Genomic DNA, 24,324 nt, shown 5'->3' with positions numbered 1-24,324 from the left:
TCGCCGATGGGCACCACGAACGGGTCGGCGGGTCGACGGATCGCCGTTCGCCCCTGATATGGCAACATCGCGATGTCGTGGGGCACAGCGACCCGGGTCACCAGCCCGGTGCGATCCTGGTCACTGCCTGATACGCACCGATGGACGGGTCGGTTCATCCACGGAGTTGGTAATACCCCGCGCCCCGTTGAACAATCCGGAGCCGGGTTCTATGCCCGCTCGCCCCGGGCCCCCTGGGCGGCTCCCCGGAGGGTCCGCCGGGCCGCTGGATTCGGGCGAAGGGGCGTCAGGAGGCGAGCAGGGCGAGCGCGCCCCGCACCTGGTCGGCCGAGCGGGCCAGCGCGGCGCGGGCGGCCGGCACCTCGGCACCGGACACCAGCGAGACCAGGGCCGTCTTCAGGTCGCCGTCCGCCTCGCTGAGGGCCCGCCGGGAAACCTCCTCCGAGCAGCCGGTCGCCTCCACGAGGATCGAGATCATGCGCCCGCGAAGTTTCGCGTTGGTGGCCACCATGTCGATCATGAGGTTCGAGTAGACCCGGCCCAGACGCACCATCACGGCGGTGGAGAACGCGTTGAGCGCAAGCTTCTGCGCCGTGCCCGCCTTCATCCGGGTCGACCCGGTGACCACCTCAGGTCCGGTATCCACCCCGATGAAGACATCGACCGACCCGGCGGCCTCCGCCTCCGGATTGGCGCAGAGCAGCACCGTCGAGGCGCCCTTGGCGCGCGACGCGGCGAGCGCCCCGAGGACGTACGGGGTGCGTCCGCTGGCGGCCAGACCGACCACCAGGTCACCGGCGCGTACGCACTCGGCCGCTTCGGCCGCCCCGCCCCTATCGTCGTCCTCGGCGTCCTCGACGGCCCGCCAGATGGCGTCCGGACCGCCGGCCAGGTGGGCGCAGAACCAGTCCCGGGGCGAGTTGAAGGTGGGGGCCAGTTCGACCGCGTCGAGCACCCCGAGCCGGCCGGAGGTGCCGGCGCCGAAGTAGTGCACCCGGTGCCCGCCGCGCAACGCGGCGACGGCCAGGTCGACGGTGGCGGCGATCTCGTCCAGCACCTCGGCGACCGCGGCCGGCACCCGCCGGTCCGCCTCGTTGATCGCGGCGAGGACGTCCCGGGTCGACATCAGGTCGAGGTCGACGCTGAGCGGGTTGCGGCGTTCGGTGGGGGCGCCCACCCGGACGACCGGGCGGACCGGCGCGGCGGGTGACGACACCTCGTCCGGCTCCACGGCGCCGGCCGTCATGCCCGCCTCCGTCCGCCACCCACCCGGTGCGACTGGACGGCCTCGGCTGTCACCTCGAGGGCCTTTCTCGCCCGGGCACGGTTGCGCGCGGCGACCCCGACGAAGAGGCAGTCGACCACGGTGAGCTGGGCCAGCCGGCTCGCCATCGCCCCGGAGCGGTAGGTGGTCTCCCGGGCGGCGGTGGTGAGCACGTGGTCGGCCACCTCGGTTATCGGCGACCGCGGGAAGTTGGTCAGCGCCACGGTGGCGGCGCCACGGGCGCGGGCCTGCTCCAGCACCTCGATCACGTCGGAGGTGGTGCCGGTGTGCGAGATGCCCACCGCCACGTCCCCCCGGCCGAGCAGCGCGGCCGAGGTCAGCGCGGTGTGCACGTCGGGGAAGTAGAAGGCGGTGCGGCCGATGCGGTGCAGCTTCTGCTGGAAGTCGGAGGCCACGAAGCCGCTCGCGCCGGCGCCGTAGACGTCGATCCGGCCGGCGCCGGCGATCGCGTCGACCACCTGCTCGCAGACGGCCGGGTCGAGCTGTTCGGCGGTCTCCTCGACGGCGCGCGCGTCGTTGAAGGCGATCGTCGCGATGATCTGGGCGAGGTCGGCCCCGGGCGGGATGTCACCACCGACCACCCGCGCGTCCGGCGGCTCGACCCGGCGGGCGGCCTCGGCGGCGAGCCGGATGCGCAGCTGGGGGTAGCCGTCCATGCCGACCGAGCGGCAGAACCGGATGACGGTCGCCTCGGAGGTCTCGGCTGCGGTGGCGAGGTCGGTGATCGTCCGGCGCGCCGCGTCCGCCGGATTGGCGACGACCAGGCGGGCGACCCGCTGTTCGGCCGGCGACAGCGACGGGAGCAAGCCACTGATGTGGACGATCAGCCCACCGGGCTCCTGACTCGCAGAAATCTTCGGACTCTTCGCCACGGATGAAACTTACTTTCACGAGGCGTGAGCGTCAACCATGACTGCGCGTGTTGGAGAAAACACCGGCGACCCGGTCCACCTTCCGGGACAGCGTGCCACCCGAGCGGCGTCGCCGCGTCAGCCGCCGGGCCGGCTCCCGCCTCCCGGACGGCGGCTGGAGACGCGCACTTCCAGGCCTGACCAACCGTACGGCGTCGGCGGGCGGACCATGCGGCAGGCCGGCATCGGACGTCCCGGCGTCGTCGGCCGGGCGACCCGGGCACCGGCGGGTCGGCGGCGACGCTAGCGTGTGCTCCATGGCGCAACGCACTGTGCTGGTCACCGGCGGAACGGGCGGGCTGGGCGAGGCGGTCACCGCCGCCTTCCGCGAGGCGGGCTGGCGGGTGGTCGTCCCGGGGCGGGCGGGCGCGTCGACCACTGCGCCGGCGGGCGACGTGGTCCGGCTGGTCGCCGACCTCACCGATCCGGCCGGCGCGGCCCGGGCGGTCGAGGCCGCGAGCGGCGACCCGGCGGCCCCGCTGCGCGCGGTGGTCAACCTGGTCGGCGGATACGCCAGCGGCGGGCTGGTGCACGAGACACCGATCGAGGAGTTCGACCGGATGTTCACCGCCAATCTGCGCCCCACCCACCTGGTCACCCGGGCGGCGCTGCCGCACCTGATCGCGGCCGGCGGCGGAGCGATCGTCTGCGTCTCCGCCCGCGCCGCGCTGGCGCCATTCCCCGGCGCGGCGGGCTACGCCACCGCCAAGGCGGCCGTGCTCGCCTTCGCCAACGCGGTGGCGGTGGAGTACCGCCGATCGGGGGTGCGCTGCAACACGGTGCTGCCCAGCGTCATCGACACCCCGGCCAACCGGGCCGCACAACCGGACGCCGACCATGCGCGCTGGGTCGCCCCGGCCGAGATCGCCCCGGTGATCCGCTTCCTGGCCTCCGACGAGTCGGCACCGACCAGCGGCGCGGCCGTGCCGGTCTACGGCCGCGCCTGAGCTTCGACGCACGATTCCCGGGCCCTGCGGCCGGTCGGCGCGTCTGACGGCGGCCGGTCGGCGCGGGGCCGGGCCGTCGGGCAGGGCCGAGCGCGCGACGGGCGGGCTACGGGCTGGCCTGGGCCGCGAAGGGCGTGGCGACCCCGGGCGTGGGGCGGCCCGACTCGGTGGCCCGTGGCGGCGGAGCCAGATCGGGTGCCGGGGCCAGGTCGGGCGCCGGCGCCAGGTCGGGCGGCGGGCCGGTGCTGTCGGTCCACTGCTCCGGGTCGCCCGACGGCAGCCACCCGGCCAGGTGGCGCTGGATCTGCCGGGAGACCTCCTCCGCCGGCCGGCCGGCGTCGACCAGCACGAAGGTCGGATACTCCGGCAGCGCCCGGTAGGCGGTGTCGGCGGCGGTGAGCCAGCCCATCGTCTCGTGGTCGGTGCCGCGCCGCTCGATCCGCTGGTACGCCTCCGTCGGGTCGACGGCGAGCAGGAAGGTCACCTGCGGCGGCGGGAACACCCGGTAGCCGACCCGGGCCAGCCGCTCCCAGCGGTGCCCGCCGTGGGCCCGGATGCTGGCGTACTGGCAGGCGGCGTAGCGGTCCATCACCGCGGTCCGGCCAGTGACCAGGCAGCTGAGCAGGGCGACGGCGATGGCGATCCAGCGCAGCACGGACTCGACCGCGAGCAGCCCGTCCCGCCCGACCAGCCGCTGGGCGTCCGGCCGGCCCAGTCGATGGGCGAGCCGACCCAGCCAGCGTCGGCCGCCGGCATTGCGATGGTAGGTGGCCGGTCGGCCGGCGGCGGTGAGCGCGTCGGCGAGGCGGTGCGCCTGGGTGGTCTTGCCCGAGCCGTCGATGCCGATCAGAGCGACGGTGCGCAACCGGGCTCGGCCGCGTCGCGTCCGCATTGATCTGACCACCTTGCACAGGCTATCCGACCGCCGCTTCCGGGCATGGTGTTATGAACCCGTTACTCCCGGTTCGCGCCCACCCGCGACCGGCACAGGTGTGGCCGACCGGAATGCCGGGTACGGGAGTTGGAATCCAACCGCCTGTTTCACGACGACGGGAGACCCAGATGGCCGAGCGCGGGGACGAGACTCTCGTGCACACCCTCAAGAAGGTCGCCGCCGTGCTCAAGCAGTCCGAGATCCCGTTCGCGCTCGGCGGGAGCTTCGCGGTCTACGCCCATGGCGGCCACTCCAGCGAGCACGACGTCGACTTCCTCATCCGTGAGGCCGACGTCGAGCAGGCCCTGGAGGCGCTGGTGGAGGCGGGCTTCATCGCCGAGCGCCCGCCGGAGGACTGGCTGGTCAAGGTCTACGACGACGGGCGGATGGTGGACCTGATCCACCGGCCGATCGAGACCCCGGTGACCGAGGAGACGTTCGCCGACACCGTGGTCCGCCCGGTCGACGCGATCCACATGCCGGTGCTCTCCGCGACCCAGCTGATGGTGCACAAGCTGCTCAGCTTCTCCCAGCACTACTGCGACTTCGCCCGTGGCCTGCCGCTGGCCCGCTCGCTGCGGGAGCAGATCGACTGGGAACGGGTACGTAAGGAGACGCAGCACTCACCGTACGCCGAGGCGTTCCTGGTGCTGTTGGACCGGCTGGAGGTGGTGCCGGACTCCGGCACCCCGGCAGAGAAGGGGACATCGTGACCCAGCACCGCGACATCGGCGTCGGACCACCCGACGAGTACATCGAGGCGGAGATCCACCGGTTGCTGGCCGAGGATCCGTCCGTCGCCGAGCAGGGGATCACCGTGGTCCGGCGGGAGACCGGGCTGGTGCTCTACGGCGAGGTGGAGAGCCCGCACCGCCGCGAGGAGATCCTGCGCCGGGTCTCCGAGCGCTTTCCGGACGTGCCGATCACCAGCGACATCGGGGTGATCCGCGCCCAGGCGCCGACGGAGATCGAGCAACTGCCCTGAGGGAGGTTCATGGTGATCCGGATCGCTGCCGTCGGCGATGTGCATCTGGACGAGGATGTGGTCGGCCGGTTCCGGCCGGCCCTGGAGGAGTTGCCCGACTGCGCCGACGCGCTGCTGCTCGCCGGTGACCTGACCCGGCACGGCACCGAGTCCGAGGCGCGCTGCGTGGCCCAGGAGTTCGGCGGGCTGGGGGTGCCGGTGATCACCGTGCTCGGCAACCACGACCACCAGTGCGACCAGGTGCCGCAGGTGGTCAAGGTGTTGGAGGACGCAGGCATCACCGTGCTGGAGGGGACCGGTGTGGTGCTCGAGTGTGCGGGCGGCCGGCTCGGCGTCGCCGGGGTGAAGGGCTTCGGCGGTGGTTTCGCCGGGCGCTGCGCCAGCGACTTCGGCGAACCGGAGATGAAGTCCTTCGTCCGGACCACCACCGACAGCGCTGACCGGCTCGCCCAGGCCCTGCACAGCCTCGACTGCGACCTGCTGGTGGCGTTGACGCACTACTCCCCCGTGCCGGACACGCTCGCCGGCGAGCCGCTGGAGATCTACCCGTTCCTCGGCTCGTACCAGCTCGGCCAGGCGATCGACTCGGCACCGACCGCACTGGCCCTGCACGGGCACGCGCACGCCGGCACGGAGCGCGGCACCACCCCGGGCGGGGTGCGGGTCCGCAACGTCGCGCACCCGGTGATCAAGCAGGCGTACAGCGTCTTCCACCTGGGCGACCAGCTTGATCACGAGCAGGTTTCCCGCGTCGGCGCCTCGGGTATCTGATCGCCATGGAGCTGATTCTCTGGATTCTCGCGGTCGTACTGGTCGTTGCCGGCATCCTGGCGCTGTTCCGCCGGCAGCTTCTGTGGGGCATCGTCCTCATCGTGGTCGGGCTGCTGGTCGGCCCGTTTGGCGTCAGCATCTTCAACAATTGACGCCGGCGCCCGTGTTGTGACACCTGGACCCGCCGGGGTCGTCGCGTCCGGTCTCCGTCCTCCCGACAGGAGCACCGGGCACGACGACCCCGGCGCCTTGCTGTCCGGGCCGGCCGGGCCCGGCGCTCTGGGCCTGGATCGTCCAGCTCGTGCTCAACGCGGCCTGGACGCCGCTCTTCTTCGGCGCCGGCCGGTACGGGCTGGCGTTCGCCGAGATCATCCTGCCCTGGCTGGCGGTCGACGCGACGGTGGCGCTCTGCGCCCGGGTCTCCCGGGTGGCGGTCCCGCTCATGCTCCCCTACCGGGCGTGGGTCACCTTCGCCGCCGCGCTCGACCTCGCGATCTGGCGGCTCAACGGCTGACGCCGCCGCCTGCCGGTGGGCCCGACCGGGTCGACCGAGCCCACCGTTGACTTCTCAGCAGCGCGGCACGCCCGGGATGTAGCCGTCGTGGCCGGTGTAGACGTAGGCGTCGGCGATGAACCGGCCGGCGCCGATCCGGTCCCAGATCGAGCTGGTGCCGTAGGTGCCGGTGACCGTGGTGCCGCTGGTCTGGCACTGGATGGTGACCCGGGTGCCGTCGGCGACGGTGTCGACCGCGGCGTAGCCGGTGCCGGGCCCGGAGCGGACGGTCAGCGGGGTGCCACTGGTGTCGACCGTGCCCGAGCCGGCGCCCGAGGAGCAGCCGTTGTCGCTGGTGTAGTTCCTCGTGCCCCAGTAGAGGGCGAGGGCGCCGTTGAACCGGACCTGGATGTCGCCGCCGTTGAGGCGCTGCTCGTAGTGCAGGTGCGGACCGGTCGAGCCGCCGGTGCTGCCCACCCAGCCGATCACCTTCCCGTAGCCGACGGCCTGGCCGACCGAGACGTTGAAGCCGTTCAGGTGGGCGTAGTAGGTGTGGTAGCCGCCGGCGTGGGAGATCCGGACGTACTTGCCGTAGCTGGTGCCGCCGAGGTCGGTGACCCGGTCGACGGTGCCCGGCGCGCTGGCCACCACCGGGTCACCGAGGTCGTCGGTCCGGTTGAAGTCCACCGCGTACGCCGGGCTGTGGTTGCTGCGGGTCTGGCCGGACCAGGTCTGGCCGCACGGGAACGGCACCTTGAAGGTCGGCGCGGCCATCGCCGGTGCCGCGGGCACCAGGACGGCAACGCCGGCCAGCAGGCTGGCCGCCATCAGGCTGAACCACCGCTTACGCATCCAGCTCCTCCTATGTCGAAATCCTTCGATGGGACAGCTCTAGCCTGACAGATATCTCCATCGATCGAAAGAGCCGGATGTCTGGGCTGGGAGCGCGCCCATCGGGGGGCCCGGAGGTTTCGGGATTGTTACTTGGTCGTGTCCAGCAGGGGGTGGACCGCAGGAGATGCAAGCGCTTACATATGGGCACGCCCATCGGACCGGCGGCAGGTCAGAGCGTGACCGCGCCGGCTAGAAAGGAGGACGGCATGGCGGTCTTTACCAGACCACGCCAGGCCTTCGTGATCGCCGGCGTACTGGGGCTGGCGCTCAGCGCCACGGCCTGCGGCACCGGCGACGACAAGAAGAGCGACAACGCGGGCTCCGCGGAATGTGCCGGATATGAGAAGTACGACGGCAACGACGGCAAGAAGGTCTCCATCTACGCGTCCATCCGCGACGCGGAGGCCGACCTGCTGGAGCGGTCGTGGGAGCAGTTCACCGACTGCACCGGCATCGAGATCGACTATGAGGGCAACGCCGAGTTCGAGGCGCAGCTCCCCGTCCGGGTCGACGGCGGCAACGCGCCCGACCTGGCGTTCGTACCCCAGCCGGGTCTGGTCAAGCGGTTCGCCGACGCCGGCAAGCTGAAGTCCCTCGGGGCCGACACCAAGGCGATGGCCGAGCAGAACCTGCCGGTCGACTGGCTGAAGTACGGCACCGTCAACGGCACCCTCTACGGCGTGCCGCTCGGCGCCAACGTGAAGTCCTTCGTCTGGTACTCGCCGAAGCTCTTCAAGGAGAAGGGCTGGACGGTCCCGACCAGCTGGGACGACATGATCAAGCTCAGCGACACGATCGCGGCCAGCGGCATCAAGCCGTGGTGCGCCGGCATCGAGTCCGGTGACGCCACCGGCTGGCCGGCCACCGACTGGATCGAGGACGTGCTGCTGCGCACGCAGGGCCCCGAGGTCTACGACCAGTGGACGACCCACGCCATCCCGTTCAACGACCCGCGGGTCGTCGAGGCGGTCGACAAGGCCGGCACCATCCTCAAGAGCGAGAAGTACATGAACGGCGGCTTCGGCGGCGTGAAGAGCATCGGCACCACCGCCTTCGGTGAGGCCGGCCTGCCGATCACCACGAACAAGTGCGCCATGCACCGGCAGGCGTCGTTCTACGCCAACCAGTTCCCCGACGGCACCAAGGTGGCCGAGGACGGCGACGCGTTCGCGTTCTACTTCCCGGCCATCGACTCGGCCAAGGGCAAGCCCGTGCTGGGTGCCGGCGAGTTCGTCGTCGCCTACGCCGACCGTCCCGAGGTCCAGGCGGTGCAGACCTACCTGGCCTCGGCCGAGTACGTGAACAGCCGCGCGAAGCTCGGCAACTGGGTCACGGCGAACAACAAGCTGGACATCGCCAACGTCGCCAGCCCGATCGACAAGCTCTCGGTCCAGATCCTGCAGGACAAGAGCGGCGTCTTCCGCTTCGACGGCTCGGACCTGATGCCGGCCGCGGTCGGCGCGGGCACGTTCTGGAAGGGCATGGTCGAGTGGATCAACGGTAAGGACACCGCGACGGTGCTCCAGGGCATCGAGAACAGCTGGAAGTGATCTGAGCGGTGGGCCGGTCCGCGCACGCGGACCGGCCCACCCGCGGATCCGGACCTGGGAGGGTCGATGGAGTTCGACTTCGCGGAGGAACAGCCGAAGTTCCTCATGCTGATGTACGGGCTGATCGCTTTCGTCGCGGTGGTGGGCGGTCTGCTCCTGCTACTCGACGTGGTGCCGGCCTGGTTCGCCCGGCGGCGGGAGGCGCAGCTCGTTGCCGCGTCCGCGAGCGGAGCCCCGCTGCCCCGCAGGCGCAAGCAGCGGGAGGGCGCCTTCGCGCTCTTCTTCCTGCTGCCGACGCTGCTGCTGCTCACCGTCGGCCTGGTTGTGCCGGCCATCCGCACCACGCTGCTCTCCTTCATGGACGGAGGCAGCAACAACTGGGTGGGTTTGCGTAACTACGGGTGGATGTTCTCCGAAGACTCGATCGTCCGGGTGCTGGTCAACACCCTGATCTGGGTGCTCCTGGTACCGCTGGTGGCGACCGCGTTCGGCCTGATCTACGCCGTCCTGGTGGACAAGGCCCGGTTCGAGGCCGTGGCCAAGTCGCTGATCTTCCTGCCGATGGCCATCTCCTTCGTCGGCGCGAGCATCATCTGGAAGTTCGTCTACGCCTACCGGGGCGAGGGCGACCAGATCGGCCTGCTCAACCAGATCGTGGTCAGCCTCGGCGGCGAGCCCAAGCAGTGGCTGCTCGAGTCACCCCTGAACACGCTGCTGCTGATCGTCATCATGGTCTGGATCCAGGCCGGCTTCGCGATGGTGGTGCTCTCCGCCGCCATCAAGGCCATCCCCGCGGACATCGTGGAGGCCGCCCGCCTCGACGGGGTCAGCCCGTGGCAGATGTTCTGGCAGATCACCATGCCGAGCATCCGCCCCGCGCTGATCGTCGTGGTGGTGACCCTCTCGATCGCCACGCTCAAGGTCTTCGACATCGTCCGGACCTCGACCAACGGCAACTACGACACCAGCGTGATCGCCAACGAGATGTACAACCAGGCGTTCCGGTACGGCCAGAACGGGCAGGGCTCCGCACTCGCGGTCTTCCTCTTCATCCTGGTCATCCCGGTCGTGATCTACCAGATCCGCAACCTCCGTCAGCAGCGGGAGGGCTGAGATGACCACCGCCACGCCCACAATTGCCGCCGGCACCCAGCAGACCGACGCACCGAAGACCACCGCCGGGCGGGTCCGCAAGCGGCTGAACAGCCGCACCGCGACCCTCATCTCGATCGTCATCGCGGTGGTCTGGACCATCCCGACCTTCGGCCTCTTCCTCTCCTCGCTGCGGCCCGAGGACGAGATCAAGACCACCGGCTGGTGGACGGCCTTCACCAACCCGCAGTTCACCCTGGAGAACTACCAGGAGGTCCTGTTCGGGCGGTCGGCCTCGTCCGGGCAGCTCGCCAGCTACTTCATCAACTCGCTGGCGATCACCATCCCCTCCGTGCTCTTCCCGCTCGCCTTCGCGGCCCTGGCCGCGTACGCGCTGGCGTGGATCAACTTCCGCGGCCGGGACTGGGTCTACATCGCGATCTTCGCGCTGCAGATCGTGCCCCTGCAGATGGCCCTGGTGCCGCTGCTGAAGTTCTTCTCCACCGGCGTCACCGTCGCCGGCGTCACCCTGATGCCGGCCTGGGACCTGGTCGACGAACAGAAGTTCGCCCAGGTGTGGTTCGCGCACACCTGCTTCGCGCTCCCGTTCGCCGTCTTCCTGCTGCACAACTTCATCTCGCAGCTGCCCGGCGACCTGATGGAGGCGGCCCGGGTCGACGGTGCCAGCCACCCGAAGATCTTCCGCACCATCGTGCTGCCGCTGATCACCCCGGCGCTGGCCGCGTTCGGCATCTTCCAGTTCCTCTGGGTCTGGAACGACCTGCTGGTCGCGCTGATCTTCGCCGGCGGCGGCAACGAGACCGCTCCGCTCACCGTCCGGCTGGCCGAGATGGCCGGCACCCGGGGCAACGAGTGGCAGCGGCTGACCGCCGGCGCGTTCGTCTCGATCGTCGTACCGCTGATCGTGTTCCTGTCCCTGCAGCGCTTCTTCGTGCGAGGTCTGCTCGCCGGCAGCGTCAAGGGCTGACCCGCGCCGCCGCCGTTCAGCAATGGGCGGCGGCGGGCGCGGACGCGGAGCGGGGGAACCGTGACCAGGATTGATGATGTCGCCCGGTTGGCCGGGGTCTCCACGGCCACCGTCTCGCGGGCGCTGCGCGGCCTCCCGACGGTCTCGGCGGCGACCCGGCACCGGGTGCTCGCCGCCGCCGAGCAGTTGGACTACGCCGTCTCGCCGAGCGCGTCGCGGCTCGCCGGCGGCCGGACCGGCACGGTCGCCGTGGTGGTCCCCCGGATCACCCGGTGGTTCTTCAGCACGGTCGTCGAGGCGGTCGAGGACTTCCTCCACCAGTCCGGCTACGACCTGCTGCTGCACAATCTCGGCGGGCGGGAGCAGATCCGGCAGCGGGTGCTGCGCACGGCGAACCTGCACAAGCGGGTGGACGCCATCATCCTGGTGGCCACCCCGCTGCGGGCCGCCGACCTGACCGCCCTCGCCGCGCTGGACGTGCCCGGAGTGACGATCAGTTCGGGCACCGTCGTACCGGGCTGGCCGTGCGTCCGGATCGACGACGTGGCCGCCGCGCGGACCGCCACCCGGCACCTGCTCGACCTCGGGCACCGGCGGATCGCGCACATCTCCGGCGACCCGGACGACGAGCTGGCCTACACCACCCACCTGGACCGGCGCCGCGGCTACCAGGCGGAGCTGCGGGCGGCCGGCATCCGGCCGGACCCGAGCCTGGACATCGAGTCCCAGTTCACCATCGACGGCGGCAACCGGGCCGCCGCGGAGCTGCTGGCCCGGGGCGAACCGCCGACGGCGATCGTGGCGGCCTGCGACGAGATGGCGATGGGCGCGATGACCGCGCTACGCGACGCCGGACTGCGGGTACCGCAGGACGTCAGCGTGATCGGCATCGACGACCACGACCTGGCCGGGGTGCTCGGACTGAGCACCATCGCCCAGCCGGCGGCGGAGCAGGGCCGGCTGGCCGCCCGGCTGCTGCTCGACCCGCTCGGCGGCCCCATGGTCGACCCGGTCCCCGGCCGGACACCCGGGCCGACCGGCGGGCGCAGGCCGGACGCGCCGACACCGCCGGTGATCCTGCCCACTCGGCTGGTCGTGCGCGAATCGACCGCACCACCCCGGGCAAACTGAACGGATTGCCCGTCACCGCCGCCGGGAATCCACCCGCACCCACGCACGACACTCGGGAGAAGACCCTGAACACCAACCTGACGCAGCAGAGTCCGACCGGTGACCCGATCACCGGCTGGTGGACCGAGGCGGTCATCTACCAGATCTACCCACGATCGTTCGCCGACTCGAACGGGGACGGGATCGGGGATCTGCCGGGCATCACCGCCCGCCTCGACCACCTGGTCGAGTTGGGCATCGACGCGGTCTGGCTCTCGCCGTTCTATCCGTCGCCGCAGGCCGACGCCGGCTACGACGTTGCCGACTACCGGGACGTCGACCCGCTCTTCGGTCAGCTGCCGGACGCGGACAAGCTGATCGGCGAGGCCCACTCGCGCGGTCTGCGGGTGATCGTCGACCTGGTCCCCAACCACACCTCGTCCGCGCACCGCTGGTTCAGCGAGGCGCTCGCCGCCGAGCCGGGCAGCCCGGCGCGGGCCCGGTACATCTTCCGGGACGGAAACGGCCCGGACGGCGAGCAGCCGCCGAACGACTGGCAGAGCGTGTTCGGCGGGCCGGCCTGGACCCGCGCCGTCGACCCGGACGGCCGGCCGGGCCAGTGGTACCTGCACCTCTTCGACACCGGCCAGCCGGACCTGAACTGGGACAACCCCGAGGTGCGCGCGGAGTTCCTGGACATCCTCCGGTTCTGGCTCGACCGAGGCGTGGACGGCTTCCGGGTGGACGTCGCGCACGGCCTGATCAAGCAGGCCGACCTGGCCGACTGGCAGGAGCCGCAGGAGATCCTCTCCGGCAACGAGGGCGACCGGCCCCGCCCGCCGATGTGGGACCAGGACGGCGTGCACGAGATCTACCGGGAGTGGCGCCGGGTGCTGGAGAGCTACCCCGGCGAGCGGGTGCTGGTCGCTGAGGCCTGGGTGGAGCCGGCCGAGCGGCTGGCCCGCTACGTGCGCCCGGACGAGATGCACCAGGCGTTCAACTTCGAGTACCTGCTCGCCGCCTGGTCCGCTCCGGCCCAGTACGCGGTGATCACCCGCTCGCTGGAGGCGACCGACGCGGTCGGCGCCCCGACCACCTGGGTGCTCTCCAACCACGACGTGGTGCGGCACGCGTCCCGGCTCGGCCTGCCGGTCGGCACGCCCCGGCCGAACGGCATCGGCATCGGCGACCCGCAGCCGGACGCGGCGCTCGGCCTGCGCCGGGCCCGGGCGGCCACCCTGCTGATGCTGGGCCTGCCCGGCTCGGCCTACCTCTACCAGGGTGAGGAGCTGGGTCTGCCCGAGCACACCACGATGCCGGACGAGGCTCGCCAGGACCCGACCTGGTTCCGCAGCGGGCACACCCACCGCGGCCGGGACGGCTGCCGGGTGCCGATCCCGTGGGAGGCCGACGCGCCGTCGTACGGCTTCGGGCCGACCGACGCGAGCTGGCTGCCGCAGCCGGCGCTCTGGGCCGAGTACGCCCTGGACCGCCAGCGGGAGACGCCGGGGTCGACCTACGAGATGTACCGGACCGCGCTGCGGCTGCGCCGCGAGCACGAGCTGGGCCGGGGCACGCTGCGCTGGCGGGAGTCCGGCGATGAGGTGCTCATCTTCGACAACGGCGGGCTGACCGTGCTGACCAACTTCGGCCCGGCGCCGGTGCCGCTGCCGGCCGGCGCGGAGCTGCTGCACAGCAGCGCCCCGCTGACCGACGACGGCGCGGTCCCCACCGACGTGACGGTCTGGTTCCGCGGCTGACGCCCGACCGGGGCCCCGGGGAGACTTCCCCGGGGCCCCGTCACTCCTCCAGGCGCTCCGCGCGGCTGTGCAGCAGGTCGTGCACGTCGGTGATGTCCCGTGGCGAGGTGCGCGAGGCCAGCCAGTACATGATGCCGGTGGGGATGAAGAAGAGCTGGAACGCGGCCAGCCCGACGGCGTAGTTCAGCGGTGGCGGGAACGCCGCCCGCAGCCCGTTGAAGGCCACCGTGACCAGGCCGTTGCCGGCTGCCCGACCGACACCGTTGACCAGGTTGCCGAGGCTGTAGACGGTCCCCCGGTGCTCGGGCGGGTTCACGTCGGCGATCAGCGCGAACCAGTTCGGCGAGTTGGCCGAGGTGAGGGCCAGCGCGACGAGCGCGGTCAGCAGACTGAGCCCGACCGTCGGCTCGGTGAAGACGCTGGACAGCACCGCACCGACCACCGCCCCGGTGCTCCCGCCGTCGGGCACGTCGATGCGGAACGGCACGAAGAAGAGCACCAGGTAGAACGGCACCGCGACGAGGATGCCGACCGCCGCGACCAGACCCCGCCCGCGCGGCGTACGCCGCTGGACGCTGTCGCCGACCAGCCCGCCCACGATGGAGAACACCCCACCGAGCTGGAACAGGGTGGCAAAGACACTGCCCACCACCACCGCGGTCGGCTCCGAGTAGCCCTGGTCCTCGGCTCGCTGGGTGAAGAGCACCGGCAGCCAGACCAGCGAGCCGAAGGCGGCCTGCGCGGTCAGCCCCTGGAGGATGAGCCAGACGTTGGTCCGCCGGTCCAGGATCCGACGCAGATCGGCCCGGCGGATCCGGTAGTCGTAGTCGGCGCCGCCGGCGAGCGCGCCGGCCAGCTCCGGCTCGCTCTGCCCGCGCCGGATGTCGTAGGTGAACAGGTACGCCAGCGTGGCGGCCAGGCCGACCACGGTCAGCACCCAGAACGGCCGGCGCCAGTCGGTGCTGCCGAGCAGGCCGCCGACCAGGGTCCCGGCCAGGGTGCCGACCCCCTGGGAGAGTCCCCAGAAGCTCATCACCAGCCCGCGGCGGCGGGGCGAGATCAGGTCGGTGACCACCGAGAAGCCGACCGAGCCGACGGCGCCGAGGCCGATCGCCGCGATCAGTTGCGTGGCGAGGAAGGTCAGGTAGCTGCCGGCCAGCGCGCTGCCACCGGTCCCGGCCGCCCAGATCAGCGTGCCGACCATCAGCAGCGGCTTGCGGTGGCCCCGGTCGCCGACGTACGCCCAGCCCACCGCGGCCACCGCGCTGACCAGGAAACTCACCGCGGTGACCAGCCCGAGCAGCCGCTCCGGCACGGTGAACGCGTCGGCGATCGACCCGTACAGCGGCGGGACCAGCCCGATCGCCACGTTGTCCAGCGAGGCGAGCAGCACGAACACCACCACGCTGTACAGCCGGTGCGCCCGGCTGCCGCCCCCGGCCCGCGCCAACCCACCCCGGGTCAAGGTCATACCGGCAGCCAACCAGAACCGGACGCCGATGTCCTACCCGGGTGGCATTCCGCGGACGGCCAGCGGCGCGGCGTCCGGGTGAGCCATGGGGATCAGCCGTCCGCCCGCAGCGCGGCGACCGGCTCGATCCGGGACGCCCGCCAGGCGGGATAGATCCCCGCCAGCAGCCCCACGACGGCGCCCAGCAGCGCGCCGCCCGGGGTCAGCCACGGCTCCATGACGGGCGTCCACTGCCGCAGGTAGCCGACCCCGACCACGGCGAGGACGCCCAGCGCCGCGCCCAGGACGCCACCGAAGAGCCCGACCAGCGCCGATTCGAGCATGAACAGCAGTGCGATGGAGCCACGGGTGGCACCCAGACTCCGCCGCAGCCCGATCTCCCCGACCCGCTGCAGCACCGAGACCAGCATGGTGTTGGCGATGCCGACCGCGCCGATGGCCAGCGTGACCGCCGCGAGCGCCAGGAACAGCGCCTGGGTGTCGGCAGCGACCTTCGCCCGGGTGGCCTCCGGCTCCGGCGGGCGCTGCGCCACCAGGGCATCCGGCTGCTGCGGTGCCAGCGCGAGCGGGGCCTGGCCGGCGACCAGCGCCGCCGCCCCGACATCGGTCTCCACCACTACGGAGAGCGGGGCGGCCAGCCCGAACCGGGTACGGGCCGTGCCGTCGGGCAGGATCACCGCGTCGAGCAGGCTGGGTACGCGTTCCACGGTGCCCAGCACACCGATCACGGTGAACGCGCGGTCCCCGACGAAGACGGCGGGCGACTGGCTCACGTCGGCCAGGTGCAGCCGAGCCGCCAGCCGGCCGCCGAGCACCACGACCCCGTCCCGACGGTCACTGTGCCCCTGGTCGTACCAGCGACCGGCGAGCAGCGACCCGCGTACCGCGTCGAGGAGTTCCGGCGAGGCCGCCACCAGCGGCGGCTGGGTGACGTCGCTGGCGAGCGGGTCCACCACCGCGGTCGCCCGGACGGGTGTGCCGGGCAGATCCAGAGTGCTCATCGTCCCGGCCGCCACCACCCCGTTCAGCCGCTCGACACGCTGCGGGGCGTCCCACGGGATGGCGCTCTGCGCTCGCTCCGGACCGCCGTCGTTGGCCGGCAGCACAGTCACCGAGGTGGCGGCGAGCTCGTCGAAGTGCGACACGATGCGGGCACCGGCGGTGGTGGCCAGACCGAGGGTCGCCACCAGGGCGGCGATGCCCACCACCACGCCCAGCGCGGTCAGCAGCGTGCGGTGCACCCGGGCCCGTATGCCGGCCAACGCCTCCCCGATGAGGTCACGCATCGACCGTCACCTCGCGAACGGTCCCGTCGGTGATCTCCACGCGGCGCCGGGCCCGCGCCGCGACCTGCCCGTCATGGGTGACCATGAGCACCGTCTGCCCCTCGTCGTTGAGCCGGACAAAGAGCGACAGCACCTCCTCCGCCGTCGCCGAGTCGAGGTTTCCGGTCGGCTCGTCGGCGAGGAGGAGCTGGGGGTGGATGGAGAGCGCGCGGGCCACTGCCACCCGCTGCCGTTCGCCGCCGGACATCGTCGTCGGCATGGCGCCGGCCCGGTCGGCGAGCCCGACGCGGTCCAGCGCCTCGGCCGCCCGCGCGACCCGCTGCCGCCGAGGGCAGCCGTGATAGAGCAGGGCGACCGTGACGTTCTCCAGCGCCGACCGGTGGGCCATCAGGTGGAAGCTCTGGAACACGAAACCGATGCGGGAGGAGCGCAGCCGGGTGCGCGCCCGGTCGGAGAGGCCCGACACGTCCTCTCCGTCGAGCCGGTACGACCCCGACGTCGGACGGTCGAGCAGACCGAGGATCTGCAACAGCGTCGACTTGCCCGAGCCGGAGCGGCCGGTGATGGCAACCCACTCGCCGGCCCGGATCGTCAGGTCCGTGGGGCGTAACGCGGTCACCGGCCGGACGGCGGGAAAGACCCGGCTGACGCCACGCAGCTCGACCAGGGGTGTCACGACCGCTCGCCGACGACGACCAGGTCACCCTCGGCGAGCGCCCCGCCCGTGGCCCGCACCTCGGCGAACCCACCCGAGGAGAGGCCCACGGTCACCGGCACGTCGCGTCCGCCCGATGCGTCGGAGACCCGTACCCGGGCCGCGCCGGAGGCGTCGGTGATCAGGGCGGCCAGCGGCACGGCGAGCACCGTGCCGTCGGTGCTGGAGATGGGGATCCGGATCCGCACGTCCCGGCCGTGCAGCTCCGCCGGAACGGCGCCGACCGGCCTGATCCGCAGCTCGTACTGCCCGTCGGGGGTGTCGCCCGTGCCCGGCTTGTCCGCGACGTGGGACACCTCCCCGGCGAAGGTGGCGACCCCCTCGCCCTCGTCGAGCTGCGCGCGCTGCCCCACCTTGAGCAGCCCTCGCTCCTCCCCCGAGATGCCGCTGACCACCTCCAGCGCCGCCGCCGTCAGGCTCATCACCGTGCCGCTCGCCTCGCGCCCCAGGGCCGTCTCCACCTTGTCCACCCGCCGGGGCAGCGCCGGAACGAAGGCCACCTCGCCGCGGGGAAGGCGAACCCCCACGGCGGCCTGGAGCCGGCTCAGCGCGCTGCGCGCCTCGGCCTGGCGCCGGACGGCGGCGGTCACCGCGGCCTGCGCGGCGGACACGTCGGCGGAGCCGGTCAGCTCGGCCAGGTCGGCCCGGGCCAGCTCCAGCTCCACCCGAGCCGCTTCCACGTCAGCCGTGAGCCGACCGATGGTGGCCGCCGGGGCGCCGTCGGCGATCGCCGCGTCCCGCGTCCGCATCGCGGCCTCGACGTCGGCCTCGGCGCTGCGCACCCGGGCCCGGGCCACGGTGAGCTCCGACGCCGGTGGCCCCTGCTCGGCGCTGCGCAGCGCCGCCCGGGCGGTGTCAAGGGCGCCGTCGGCCGCGGCGATCCGTTCGCGTGCCGCGGCCACCTGCTGCTCCTGCTCCGCGGACGGCCCGACCGGTTCGTATCCGGCGGCCCGGTAGAGCCGTTCCACAGCGGCCGAGGTCCGGGCGTCGTACCTGTCGTCCGGAAGCCCGGTGAAGTGGCCGAGCCGGGCCAGGGCCCGCTCCAGCTGGCGGACGTCCGGGCCGGTACTGCCGGGCGCCAACGTGCGGTACATCGGGATGGCCCCGTCCAGCAGGATCACCGGCCGGCCGGATATCTGGAGCGCCACGTCGCCCTCGTCGAGGCTGCTGCCCGGCTTCGGCACCCGGCCGGTGACCACGAGCTTGCCGAGCCGGCCGTCGCCGAGGTCGGCGTCCACGGTCAGCGCCTGCGGCTCGGCGAACCCGAGTGCGCCACGGACCACGACCGAGGTGGCGATCACCCGACGCTCCACCGGCACCGTGATCGCGCCCGCCTCAGGCGGCGCGGCGTGCTGGGCGGCCTCCATCGGGGACTGGATGGCTCGGCCCGCCCACCAGCCGACCGCCGCCGCCAGCACCGCCACCGCGACCAGCGTCGAGAGCGCACCGGGGCGCCGCGCGGACGCGGAGCGACCCAGCGCCGCCAGCCGGGCCAGGACCGGGTGCCGAGCCGCTCCGGTCACAGCTCACCGGCCAGTGCCTTGTCCAGGTACTCCCGGTAGACCTGCTTGTAGAGGTCGTCGTACGGCCACTGGCAGGGCTCGGTCTGCCGCGCCTCGGCGATCTCCCGCTCCTGCAGCCGCTTGAGCTCGGCGAGTTCCGTGGCGGTGAAGACGTCCGCGAGGCGCAGCGCCGCGCTGTCCCGTCCGGCCTCCTCGGCCTCGGCGACGGCCCGCTCGAAGCCGTCGCGGAACTTCTCGGCCGCCTTCGACAGCCGCAGCGACCGGGCGTCCCCACTGTCGAAGCCCTTCTCCTCCAGGCAGGTGCGCCGCACCTCGGCGGCCCGGACGACCCGGGCATCGGCGTCGACCGCGCCGTAGATCCGGTCACTGCGCGCCGACTGCTCGGGGCTGAGCCGGAGGTTGGCGACGTTCGGCGCCGGCCCGAACCGTCCGTCCGTCTCCTTGCGGCAGCGCTCCAGCCGACCACGCCAGCCGCCGACCTGCTCCCCGGTCATCCCGGCCAGCGCCTTACGGTTCGGGTCGACCCGCCGGGTGCCGGGCGGCAGGTAGTCGATCAGCGTGGTCAGCCCGTACCCGTACTGCCGCACGAACTGCTCGCGGGTGAGCCCCAGAGCGATCCGGCGGTCGACCGCCCACTGGTCGATGAAGGGCTGGTAGTCGTAGCCCTCCGCCTTCATGCACCCGACCAGCGCGCTGTTCACCTGGTCCCAGTAGGCGAGCGTCTCGTCCCGGTTGTCGTCGCCCCGGTCGAGCGCCTCGGCCATCACCTTCTCCACCGGTTTCGCCGGCGCGGTATCGGACGCCGGCCCGGCGGAGGAGCAGCCGGCGGCGAGGGCGACCACGAGGCCCACGCAGGCGAGCCTGGACGTTCTCATGTCACATCCTGTCAACTCGCTGGTTGTGGGCCGGTCCGCGCGGCGAACCGGCCCACAACCGTCCGGTCAGTAGGCGCCGTTGTAGTAGTTGGTGCTCAGCGCCCCGGTGGCGGTGAGCTGACCGCGGAAGTCGGCCCAGACGTTGCCGTTCTGGTCCCAGAAGGTGTAGTTGTAGCCAGCCGAGTCGCAGCTGGTGCCCTGCGTCCCGACGTAGGCAGGGTCGTAGTAGCGGACGGCCAGGCAGGAGCCGTCGGTGTAGGTGTCGCTGATCTTGCCGTAGTAGACGCCGTTGCGGTTGCAGGTCTCCGGCGAGCGCAGTTGCTCCACACCGCGCTTGACTCCGCCGACGTAGACCTGCACCGGCGAGCCGTAGTTGCTCTCGTAGCAGCCGGCCTGGGCGGGCGCGGCGATGGCTTGGACGGCGACGATCCCGCCGGCCGTCAGCGCGAGCGCCGCGACGGATGCCCGCAGTTTGCTTCCCGGTACACGCTTCACATCGACTCCTCCCGTTGGGGTGACCGAACGGTAGTCAGCCGGACGCGCAGCGCGCTGCCCCGTCCGATCGTCCATCATGGTGGGACGGCGGGCAGCGTCGCGCGCAGTCACCCTCCTCGATGTTCGACCGCCTGATCCCGCCCGCCGATCCGGACGGCGAGCTGCGCCTACGGAAGAGCCCCCGGTCGTCCCGACCGGGGGCTCATGACCAAAAGTTATCGTTGCAGATCGATAACGAGACGCTTCAGCGGTCGATCACGTGATCCCGGGCCTCGGCGTACCGGGCCCGGACGGCGGGTACGGGCTCGGCGTCGTACTTCTCGGTGCCGGCCGGGCTCCACTGCGGCGCCGCCGCGCCGCCCAGGGCGACCCAGGCGGCCTGGCGAGCCGCCCCGTCGGCGACGTACTCGCCGGGCGGTGGGACCACCACGGGGCAGCCGAAGACCTGCGGGGCGATCCGGCGCACCGCGGCCGACCGCGCCCCGCCACCGACCAGGATCACCCGGCGGACCGCCACGCCCTGTGCGATCACGGCGTCCAGCCCGTCGGCGAGCGCGCAGAGCATGCCCTCGACGGCCGCCCGGGCGAGATGCGCCGGGGTGGACGTCCGCAGGGTCAGCCCGTGCACCGCGCCGGTGGCCGACGGCCGGTTCGGGGTCCGCTCGCCCTCCAGGTAGGGGACCATCACCAGCCCTTCCGCGCCGGCCGGCGCGGAGAGGGCCAGCTCGGCCAACTCGTCCAGGCTCACCCCGAGCATCGACGCGGCGGCGTTGAGCACCCGGGCCGCGTTGAGCGTGGCGACCAGCGGCAGGAACCGGCCGGTGGCGTCGGCGAAGCCGGCCACCGTGCCGGTCGGGTCGGCGGACGGGCCCTCGGCGACGCTGAACACCGTCCCGGAGGTGCCGATCGAGATCACCACGTCACCGGGGCCGGCGCCGACGCCGAGCGCGGCGGCGGCGTTGTCGCCGGTGCCCGGGCCGAGCAGCGCGCCACCACCGGTGGAGCCGCCCGGCACGCCGTCGGCGGCCAGGGCGCCGACGTGCAGCTCCCCGGCCGGGTCGGCCGGGCCGAGCACGGTCGGCACCTGGAGACGGCGGCCGAAGGCCTGCTCCAGCAGGTCGAACCGGTATTCCCCGGTCGTCGGCGACCAGTAGCCGGTGCCGCTGGCGTCACCTCGGTCGGTGCGGAGCCCGGCCAGGTCGACCGCCCCGGCCAGCCGCCAGGTGAGCCAGTCGTGCGGCAGGCAGACCGCGGCCACCCGGTCGGCGTTCTCCGGCTCGTGCCGGGCCAGCCAGCGCAGCTTGGTGGCGGTGAAGCTGGCCACCGGCACGCTGCCCACCGCCTCGGCCCAGAACCGCCGCCCCGCCTCGCCGCCGCCGGCCTCCTCGATCAGGTCGGCGGCGGCACCGGCGGAGCGGGTGTCGTTCCAGAGCAGGGCGGGCCGGACCACCGCGCCGTCCTGGTCCAGCGCGACCATGCCGTGCTGCTGACCGCCGACCGAGACGGCCGCCACGTCGGCCAGGCCGCCGGCGGCGTCGACCGCCGACCGCAGGGCCGTCCACCAGGCTGCCGGATCAACCTCGGTGCCGTCCGGGTGCGGCGCCCGGCCCTCGCGGACCAGGGCGCCGGTCTCCGCGTCCCGGATCACCACCTTGCTGGACTGGGTGGACGAGTCCACCCCCGCGACGAGCGGCATGGTGACCCGCCTCAGCGCGCGCCGAGCAGGTGCTCGACGGCGAGCTGGTTGAGCCGGACGAAGCCGAAGCCCCGGGCCGCGACCGCGTCCACGTCGAACTCCTCGAAGGCGGACCGGTCGGCCAGCAGCTCGGTGTAGCTCTCACCGTCGCCGAGCGTCGGCACGGCCAGCTCGCCGACCTTGCTGGCGGCGAGCGCCTCGACCACCTCCGGGTCGGCGCGGAACGCCGCGGCCCGCTCCTTGAGCAGCAGGTAGGTCGCCATGTTCGCCTCGGCCGACGCCCACACGCCCGCGATGTCCTCGGTCCGGGACGGCTTGTAGTCGAAGTGCCGCGGCCCGTCGTACGCCGGCCCGCCCGCCGGGCCGCCGTTCTCCAGCAGGTCGACCAGGGCGAACGCGTTCATCAGGTCGCCGTGGCCGAAGACCAGGTCCTGGTCGTACTTGATGCCGCGCTGGCCGTTGAGGTCGAGGTGGAACAGCTTGCCCTGCCAGAGCGCCTGGGCGATGCCGTGGGCGTAGTTCAGCCCGGCCATCTGCTCGTGGCCGACCTCCGGGTTGAGGCCGACCAGCTCGGGGTGCGCCAGGGTGGAGATGAAGGCCAGCGCGTGCCCGACGGTGGGCAGCAGGATGTCGCCGCGCGGCTCGTTCGGCTTGGGCTCGAGCGCGAAGCGCAGGTCGTAGCCGCGGTCGATGACGTACTGGGTGAGCAGGTCGACGGACTCGCGGTAGCGCTCCAGCGCGGCGCGCACATCCTTGGCCACGTCGTACTCGGAGCCCTCCCGGCCGCCCCACATCACGAAGGTCTTGGCACCGAGCTCGGCGGCCAGGTCGACGTTGCGCAGCACCTTGCGCAGCGCGTAGCGGCGAACCTCGCGGTCGTTGCTGGTGAAGCCGCCGTCCTTGAAGACCGGGTGGGTGAAGAGGTTGGTGGTGACCATCGGCACCACCAGGCCGGTCTCGTCGAGGGCCTTGCGGAACCGGGCGATGTGCTGGTCGCGGGTGGCGGCGTCGACGCCGAACGGGATCAGGTCGTCGTCGTGGAAGGTGATGCCGTACGCGCCGAGCTCGGCGAGCCGGTGCACCGCCTCGACCGGGTCCAGCTCCGGGCGGGTGGCGTCACCGAACGGATCGCGCGCCTGCCAGCCCACGGTCCAGAGCCCGAAGGAGAACTTGTCGGCGGGGGTGGGACGGGGTGCCATGGCAGCCTCCGGGGTGCGGTCAACTATTTGTTCAGCGATTGAATTATTTGCTTGACCTGTGGCAGTGTCAAGGGGTGACGCCTACCTCCGCCCCGGCCGGCGCGGTCCGTCAGGGCAGCCTGCGCGAGCTGAACCTCGCCGTGGTGCTCGGCCGGATCGCGGCCGCCGAACGCCCGCCGTCCCGGGCCGACCTGGCCGCCGAGACCGGCCTCACCCGGGCCACCGTCTCCGCGGTGGTCGAGGACCTGATCACCGGTCGGCTGGTCACCGAGGCCGAACCGGCCCCCCGCGCCGGGGCCGGTCGCCCCGCCCGGGGCCTGGTGCTGGCCGGCGACGGCCCGGCCGGGCTCGGCCTGGAGGTCAACGTCGACTATCTCGCCGTCTGCGTGGTGGACCTGGCCGGCCAGCTCCGGCACCACACCGTGCACCGCGCCGACCTGCGTCCGGTCTCCCCCGCCGACGCGCTCGCCCGGCTGGTCGAGCTGGCCGGGCAGGCGCGCGCCGACGTCGCGGCGCAGGGCCTCACCCTGGCCGGCGCGGCGCTCGCCGTGCCCGGCCTGGTCGACGACGCGGGCATGGTGCGGCTGGCGCCGAACCTGGGCTGGCGGGACGTGCCCGTACCGGCCGTGCTCGCCGGGCACCCGCCGTTGACCGAGCAGGTCGACGGCGTACCGCCGCTGGTGGTCGACAACGAAGCCAATCTGGCCGCGCTCGGCGAGCTGCACGCCGGCCCCGCCGGGCCCGCCAGCTTCCTGCACATCTCCGGTGAGGTCGGCATCGGCGCCGGGATCGTGCTCGACGGCGCCCTGTTCCGGGGCGCCCGGGGCTGGAGCGGCGAGATCGGGCACATCCCGATCCGTCCCGAGGGGCGGCCCTGCCGATGCGGCGGGCGGGGCTGCCTGGAGCAGTACGCCGGTCAGGAAGCCATCCTGGCCGCCGCCGGCCTGGCCGGGGCCGACCTGCCGGCGGACACCGCCGCGACCCGGCTCGCCGAGCTGGCCGGCGCCGGTGCCGAGCACGCACTGCGCGCGCTGGACGAGGCGGGCGTCGCGCTCGGCGTCGCGGTCGCCAGCGTGGTGAACCTGCTCGACCTGGACACCGTGGTCCTCGGCGGCGGTTACGCCCCGCTCACCCCGTGGCTGCGGTCACCGGTGCTCGCCGAGATCTCCCGCCGGGTGCTGACCGCGGCCTGGTCGCCGGTCACCGTCCGGCCGGCGACGCTCGGTGCGGACGCCGCCGTGCTGGGCGCCGCCGGTTCGGTGGTCCGCCGGATCATCGCGCGGCCCGCCGGCTGGCTGGCCCGGGTCGGCTCACCCACCCCTCGTTGACCTGCGGTCGATCAGC

Annotated in this window: 23 protein-coding genes and 1 pseudogene; 12 read left to right on the top strand and 12 right to left on the bottom strand. The window is 72.7% G+C overall.

Annotated features, from left to right (window positions below; genetic code table 11):
• Nucleotides 1–286: 286 nt before the first annotated feature.
• Nucleotides 287–1,246 (bottom strand): N-acetylmuramic acid 6-phosphate etherase, encoded by a 960-nt coding sequence (murQ, locus tag AB0C04_RS11700; protein WP_357051917.1) that lies wholly within the window; start codon nucleotides 1,244–1,246, stop codon nucleotides 287–289.
• The gene (locus AB0C04_RS11695) at nucleotides 1,243–2,157 is read right to left on the bottom strand and encodes a MurR/RpiR family transcriptional regulator (protein ID WP_350871947.1); all 915 of its coding nucleotides are present in this window, start codon (nucleotides 2,155–2,157) and stop codon (nucleotides 1,243–1,245) included. Before AB0C04_RS11695 ends, murQ begins: the two co-directional genes overlap by 4 nt.
• Before the next feature lie 296 nt (nucleotides 2,158–2,453).
• On the opposite strand from AB0C04_RS11695, the gene AB0C04_RS11690 reads away from it, so the two are divergent.
• On the top strand, nucleotides 2,454–3,143 hold the full coding sequence (locus AB0C04_RS11690; RefSeq protein ID WP_357051914.1) for an SDR family NAD(P)-dependent oxidoreductase: 690 nt from the start codon (nucleotides 2,454–2,456) through the stop codon (nucleotides 3,141–3,143).
• Between the two features lie 106 nt (nucleotides 3,144–3,249).
• On the opposite strand, the gene AB0C04_RS11685 is transcribed toward AB0C04_RS11690, so the two are convergent.
• The gene (locus tag AB0C04_RS11685; RefSeq protein WP_357051911.1) at nucleotides 3,250–4,035 is read right to left on the bottom strand and encodes a dTMP kinase; all 786 of its coding nucleotides are present in this window, start codon (nucleotides 4,033–4,035) and stop codon (nucleotides 3,250–3,252) included.
• A 113-nt stretch (nucleotides 4,036–4,148) separates the two neighbouring features.
• Between AB0C04_RS11685 and AB0C04_RS11680 the strand changes: the two genes are divergently transcribed.
• The 5 genes and pseudogenes from AB0C04_RS11680 to AB0C04_RS11660 form a co-directional block, all read left to right on the top strand.
• Nucleotides 4,149–4,790: a nucleotidyltransferase gene (locus AB0C04_RS11680; RefSeq protein ID WP_357051908.1), complete on the top strand. Its 642-nt coding sequence runs from the start codon at nucleotides 4,149–4,151 to the stop codon at nucleotides 4,788–4,790.
• On the top strand, nucleotides 4,787–5,062 hold the full coding sequence (locus tag AB0C04_RS11675; RefSeq protein ID WP_350871940.1) for a hypothetical protein: 276 nt from the start codon (nucleotides 4,787–4,789) through the stop codon (nucleotides 5,060–5,062). The genes AB0C04_RS11680 and AB0C04_RS11675 overlap by 4 nt, the downstream gene beginning before the upstream one ends.
• Nucleotides 5,063–5,071: 9 nt before the next feature.
• Nucleotides 5,072–5,833 (top strand): metallophosphoesterase, encoded by a 762-nt coding sequence (locus tag AB0C04_RS11670; RefSeq protein WP_357051905.1) that lies wholly within the window; start codon nucleotides 5,072–5,074, stop codon nucleotides 5,831–5,833.
• 5 nt (nucleotides 5,834–5,838) lie between these two features.
• Entirely contained in the window at nucleotides 5,839–5,985 is a 147-nt protein-coding gene (locus AB0C04_RS11665; protein WP_357051902.1) for a GPGG-motif small membrane protein, read from the top strand.
• Between the two features lie 116 nt (nucleotides 5,986–6,101).
• Nucleotides 6,102–6,347: pseudogene (locus AB0C04_RS11660) on the top strand (TspO/MBR family protein); the annotation flags it as partial.
• A 54-nt stretch (nucleotides 6,348–6,401) separates the two neighbouring features.
• On the opposite strand, the gene AB0C04_RS11655 reads toward AB0C04_RS11660, so the two are convergent.
• A complete protein-coding gene (locus AB0C04_RS11655; RefSeq protein WP_357051899.1) occupies nucleotides 6,402–7,178 on the bottom strand; it encodes a peptidoglycan DD-metalloendopeptidase family protein in 777 nt (258 codons plus the stop codon).
• Nucleotides 7,179–7,426: 248 nt separating this feature from the next.
• On the opposite strand from AB0C04_RS11655, the gene AB0C04_RS11650 reads away from it, so the two are divergent.
• The 5 genes from AB0C04_RS11650 (at nucleotide 7,427) to AB0C04_RS11630 (ending at nucleotide 13,720) form a co-directional block, all read left to right on the top strand.
• The gene (locus AB0C04_RS11650) at nucleotides 7,427–8,770 is read left to right on the top strand and encodes an ABC transporter substrate-binding protein (RefSeq protein WP_350871930.1); all 1,344 of its coding nucleotides are present in this window, start codon (nucleotides 7,427–7,429) and stop codon (nucleotides 8,768–8,770) included.
• A gap of 66 nt (nucleotides 8,771–8,836) precedes the next feature.
• A complete protein-coding gene (locus tag AB0C04_RS11645; RefSeq protein WP_357051896.1) occupies nucleotides 8,837–9,883 on the top strand; it encodes a sugar ABC transporter permease in 1,047 nt (348 codons plus the stop codon).
• 1 nt (nucleotide 9,884) lies between these two features.
• Nucleotides 9,885–10,850, top strand: a complete 966-nt coding sequence (locus AB0C04_RS11640; protein WP_357051893.1) for a carbohydrate ABC transporter permease — start codon at nucleotides 9,885–9,887, stop codon at nucleotides 10,848–10,850.
• Between the two features lie 60 nt (nucleotides 10,851–10,910).
• Entirely contained in the window at nucleotides 10,911–11,981 is a 1,071-nt protein-coding gene (locus AB0C04_RS11635; RefSeq protein WP_357051890.1) for a LacI family DNA-binding transcriptional regulator, read from the top strand.
• A 65-nt stretch (nucleotides 11,982–12,046) separates the two neighbouring features.
• Nucleotides 12,047–13,720: a glycoside hydrolase family 13 protein gene (locus AB0C04_RS11630; RefSeq protein ID WP_357052262.1), complete on the top strand. Its 1,674-nt coding sequence runs from the start codon at nucleotides 12,047–12,049 to the stop codon at nucleotides 13,718–13,720.
• A 40-nt stretch (nucleotides 13,721–13,760) separates the two neighbouring features.
• On the opposite strand, the gene AB0C04_RS11625 is transcribed toward AB0C04_RS11630, so the two are convergent.
• From AB0C04_RS11625 to xylA, 8 genes are all read right to left on the bottom strand, one after another.
• On the bottom strand, nucleotides 13,761–15,191 hold the full coding sequence (locus AB0C04_RS11625; protein WP_357051887.1) for an MFS transporter: 1,431 nt from the start codon (nucleotides 15,189–15,191) through the stop codon (nucleotides 13,761–13,763).
• A 92-nt stretch (nucleotides 15,192–15,283) separates the two neighbouring features.
• Nucleotides 15,284–16,477: an ABC transporter permease gene (locus AB0C04_RS11620; RefSeq protein WP_357051884.1), complete on the bottom strand. Its 1,194-nt coding sequence runs from the start codon at nucleotides 16,475–16,477 to the stop codon at nucleotides 15,284–15,286.
• Complete coding sequence (locus tag AB0C04_RS11615) at nucleotides 16,470–17,153, bottom strand: ABC transporter ATP-binding protein (RefSeq protein WP_350871920.1); 684 nt, start codon at nucleotides 17,151–17,153, stop codon at nucleotides 16,470–16,472. Before AB0C04_RS11615 ends, AB0C04_RS11620 begins: the two co-directional genes overlap by 8 nt.
• Complete coding sequence (locus AB0C04_RS11610) at nucleotides 17,150–18,715, bottom strand: peptidoglycan-binding domain-containing protein (protein ID WP_357051881.1); 1,566 nt, start codon at nucleotides 18,713–18,715, stop codon at nucleotides 17,150–17,152. The genes AB0C04_RS11615 and AB0C04_RS11610 overlap by 4 nt, the downstream gene beginning before the upstream one ends.
• Nucleotides 18,712–19,590, bottom strand: a complete 879-nt coding sequence (locus AB0C04_RS11605) for a hypothetical protein (protein ID WP_357051878.1) — start codon at nucleotides 19,588–19,590, stop codon at nucleotides 18,712–18,714. The genes AB0C04_RS11610 and AB0C04_RS11605 overlap by 4 nt, the downstream gene beginning before the upstream one ends.
• 66 nt (nucleotides 19,591–19,656) lie before the next feature.
• Nucleotides 19,657–20,085: a hypothetical protein gene (locus tag AB0C04_RS11600; RefSeq protein ID WP_357051875.1), complete on the bottom strand. Its 429-nt coding sequence runs from the start codon at nucleotides 20,083–20,085 to the stop codon at nucleotides 19,657–19,659.
• Between the two features lie 244 nt (nucleotides 20,086–20,329).
• Nucleotides 20,330–21,781: a xylulokinase gene (gene xylB / locus AB0C04_RS11595; RefSeq protein ID WP_357051872.1), complete on the bottom strand. Its 1,452-nt coding sequence runs from the start codon at nucleotides 21,779–21,781 to the stop codon at nucleotides 20,330–20,332.
• A gap of 11 nt (nucleotides 21,782–21,792) precedes the next feature.
• The gene (gene xylA / locus AB0C04_RS11590) at nucleotides 21,793–22,980 is read right to left on the bottom strand and encodes a xylose isomerase (RefSeq protein WP_357051869.1); all 1,188 of its coding nucleotides are present in this window, start codon (nucleotides 22,978–22,980) and stop codon (nucleotides 21,793–21,795) included.
• Between the two features lie 74 nt (nucleotides 22,981–23,054).
• Between xylA and AB0C04_RS11585 the strand changes: the two genes are divergently transcribed.
• Nucleotides 23,055–24,308: an ROK family protein gene (locus AB0C04_RS11585; RefSeq protein ID WP_357051867.1), complete on the top strand. Its 1,254-nt coding sequence runs from the start codon at nucleotides 23,055–23,057 to the stop codon at nucleotides 24,306–24,308.
• The last annotated feature ends 16 nt before the right edge of the window (nucleotides 24,309–24,324 follow it).

It is taken from the genome of Micromonospora sp. NPDC048909, from assembly GCF_040649635.1.
Lineage (GTDB): Bacteria > Actinomycetota > Actinomycetes > Mycobacteriales > Micromonosporaceae > Micromonospora.
This window is presented reverse-complemented; position numbering and strand designations above follow the sequence as displayed.

Bases quoted from the DNA above. Each gene is read 5' to 3' on its own strand.
- xylB (WP_357051872.1), bottom strand. From the start codon at position 21,781: ATGCCGCTCGTCGCGGGGGTGGACTCGTCCACCCAGTCCAGCAAGGTG.
- AB0C04_RS11650 (WP_350871930.1), top strand. From the start codon at position 7,427: ATGGCGGTCTTTACCAGACCACGCCAGGCCTTCGTGATCGCCGGCGTA.
- AB0C04_RS11690 (WP_357051914.1), top strand. From the start codon at position 2,454: ATGGCGCAACGCACTGTGCTGGTCACCGGCGGAACGGGCGGGCTGGGC.
- AB0C04_RS11670 (WP_357051905.1), top strand. From the start codon at position 5,072: ATGGTGATCCGGATCGCTGCCGTCGGCGATGTGCATCTGGACGAGGAT.
- xylA (WP_357051869.1), bottom strand. From the start codon at position 22,980: ATGGCACCCCGTCCCACCCCCGCCGACAAGTTCTCCTTCGGGCTCTGG.
- AB0C04_RS11665 (WP_357051902.1), top strand. From the start codon at position 5,839: ATGGAGCTGATTCTCTGGATTCTCGCGGTCGTACTGGTCGTTGCCGGC.
- murQ (WP_357051917.1), bottom strand. From the start codon at position 1,246: ATGACGGCCGGCGCCGTGGAGCCGGACGAGGTGTCGTCACCCGCCGCG.
- AB0C04_RS11640 (WP_357051893.1), top strand. From the start codon at position 9,885: ATGACCACCGCCACGCCCACAATTGCCGCCGGCACCCAGCAGACCGAC.
- AB0C04_RS11645 (WP_357051896.1), top strand. From the start codon at position 8,837: ATGGAGTTCGACTTCGCGGAGGAACAGCCGAAGTTCCTCATGCTGATG.
- AB0C04_RS11620 (WP_357051884.1), bottom strand. From the start codon at position 16,477: ATGCGTGACCTCATCGGGGAGGCGTTGGCCGGCATACGGGCCCGGGTG.
- AB0C04_RS11605 (WP_357051878.1), bottom strand. From the start codon at position 19,590: ATGAGAACGTCCAGGCTCGCCTGCGTGGGCCTCGTGGTCGCCCTCGCC.
- AB0C04_RS11625 (WP_357051887.1), bottom strand. From the start codon at position 15,191: ATGACCTTGACCCGGGGTGGGTTGGCGCGGGCCGGGGGCGGCAGCCGG.
- AB0C04_RS11655 (WP_357051899.1), bottom strand. From the start codon at position 7,178: ATGCGTAAGCGGTGGTTCAGCCTGATGGCGGCCAGCCTGCTGGCCGGC.
- AB0C04_RS11680 (WP_357051908.1), top strand. From the start codon at position 4,149: ATGCCGGGTACGGGAGTTGGAATCCAACCGCCTGTTTCACGACGACGG.
- AB0C04_RS11685 (WP_357051911.1), bottom strand. From the start codon at position 4,035: ATGCGGACGCGACGCGGCCGAGCCCGGTTGCGCACCGTCGCTCTGATC.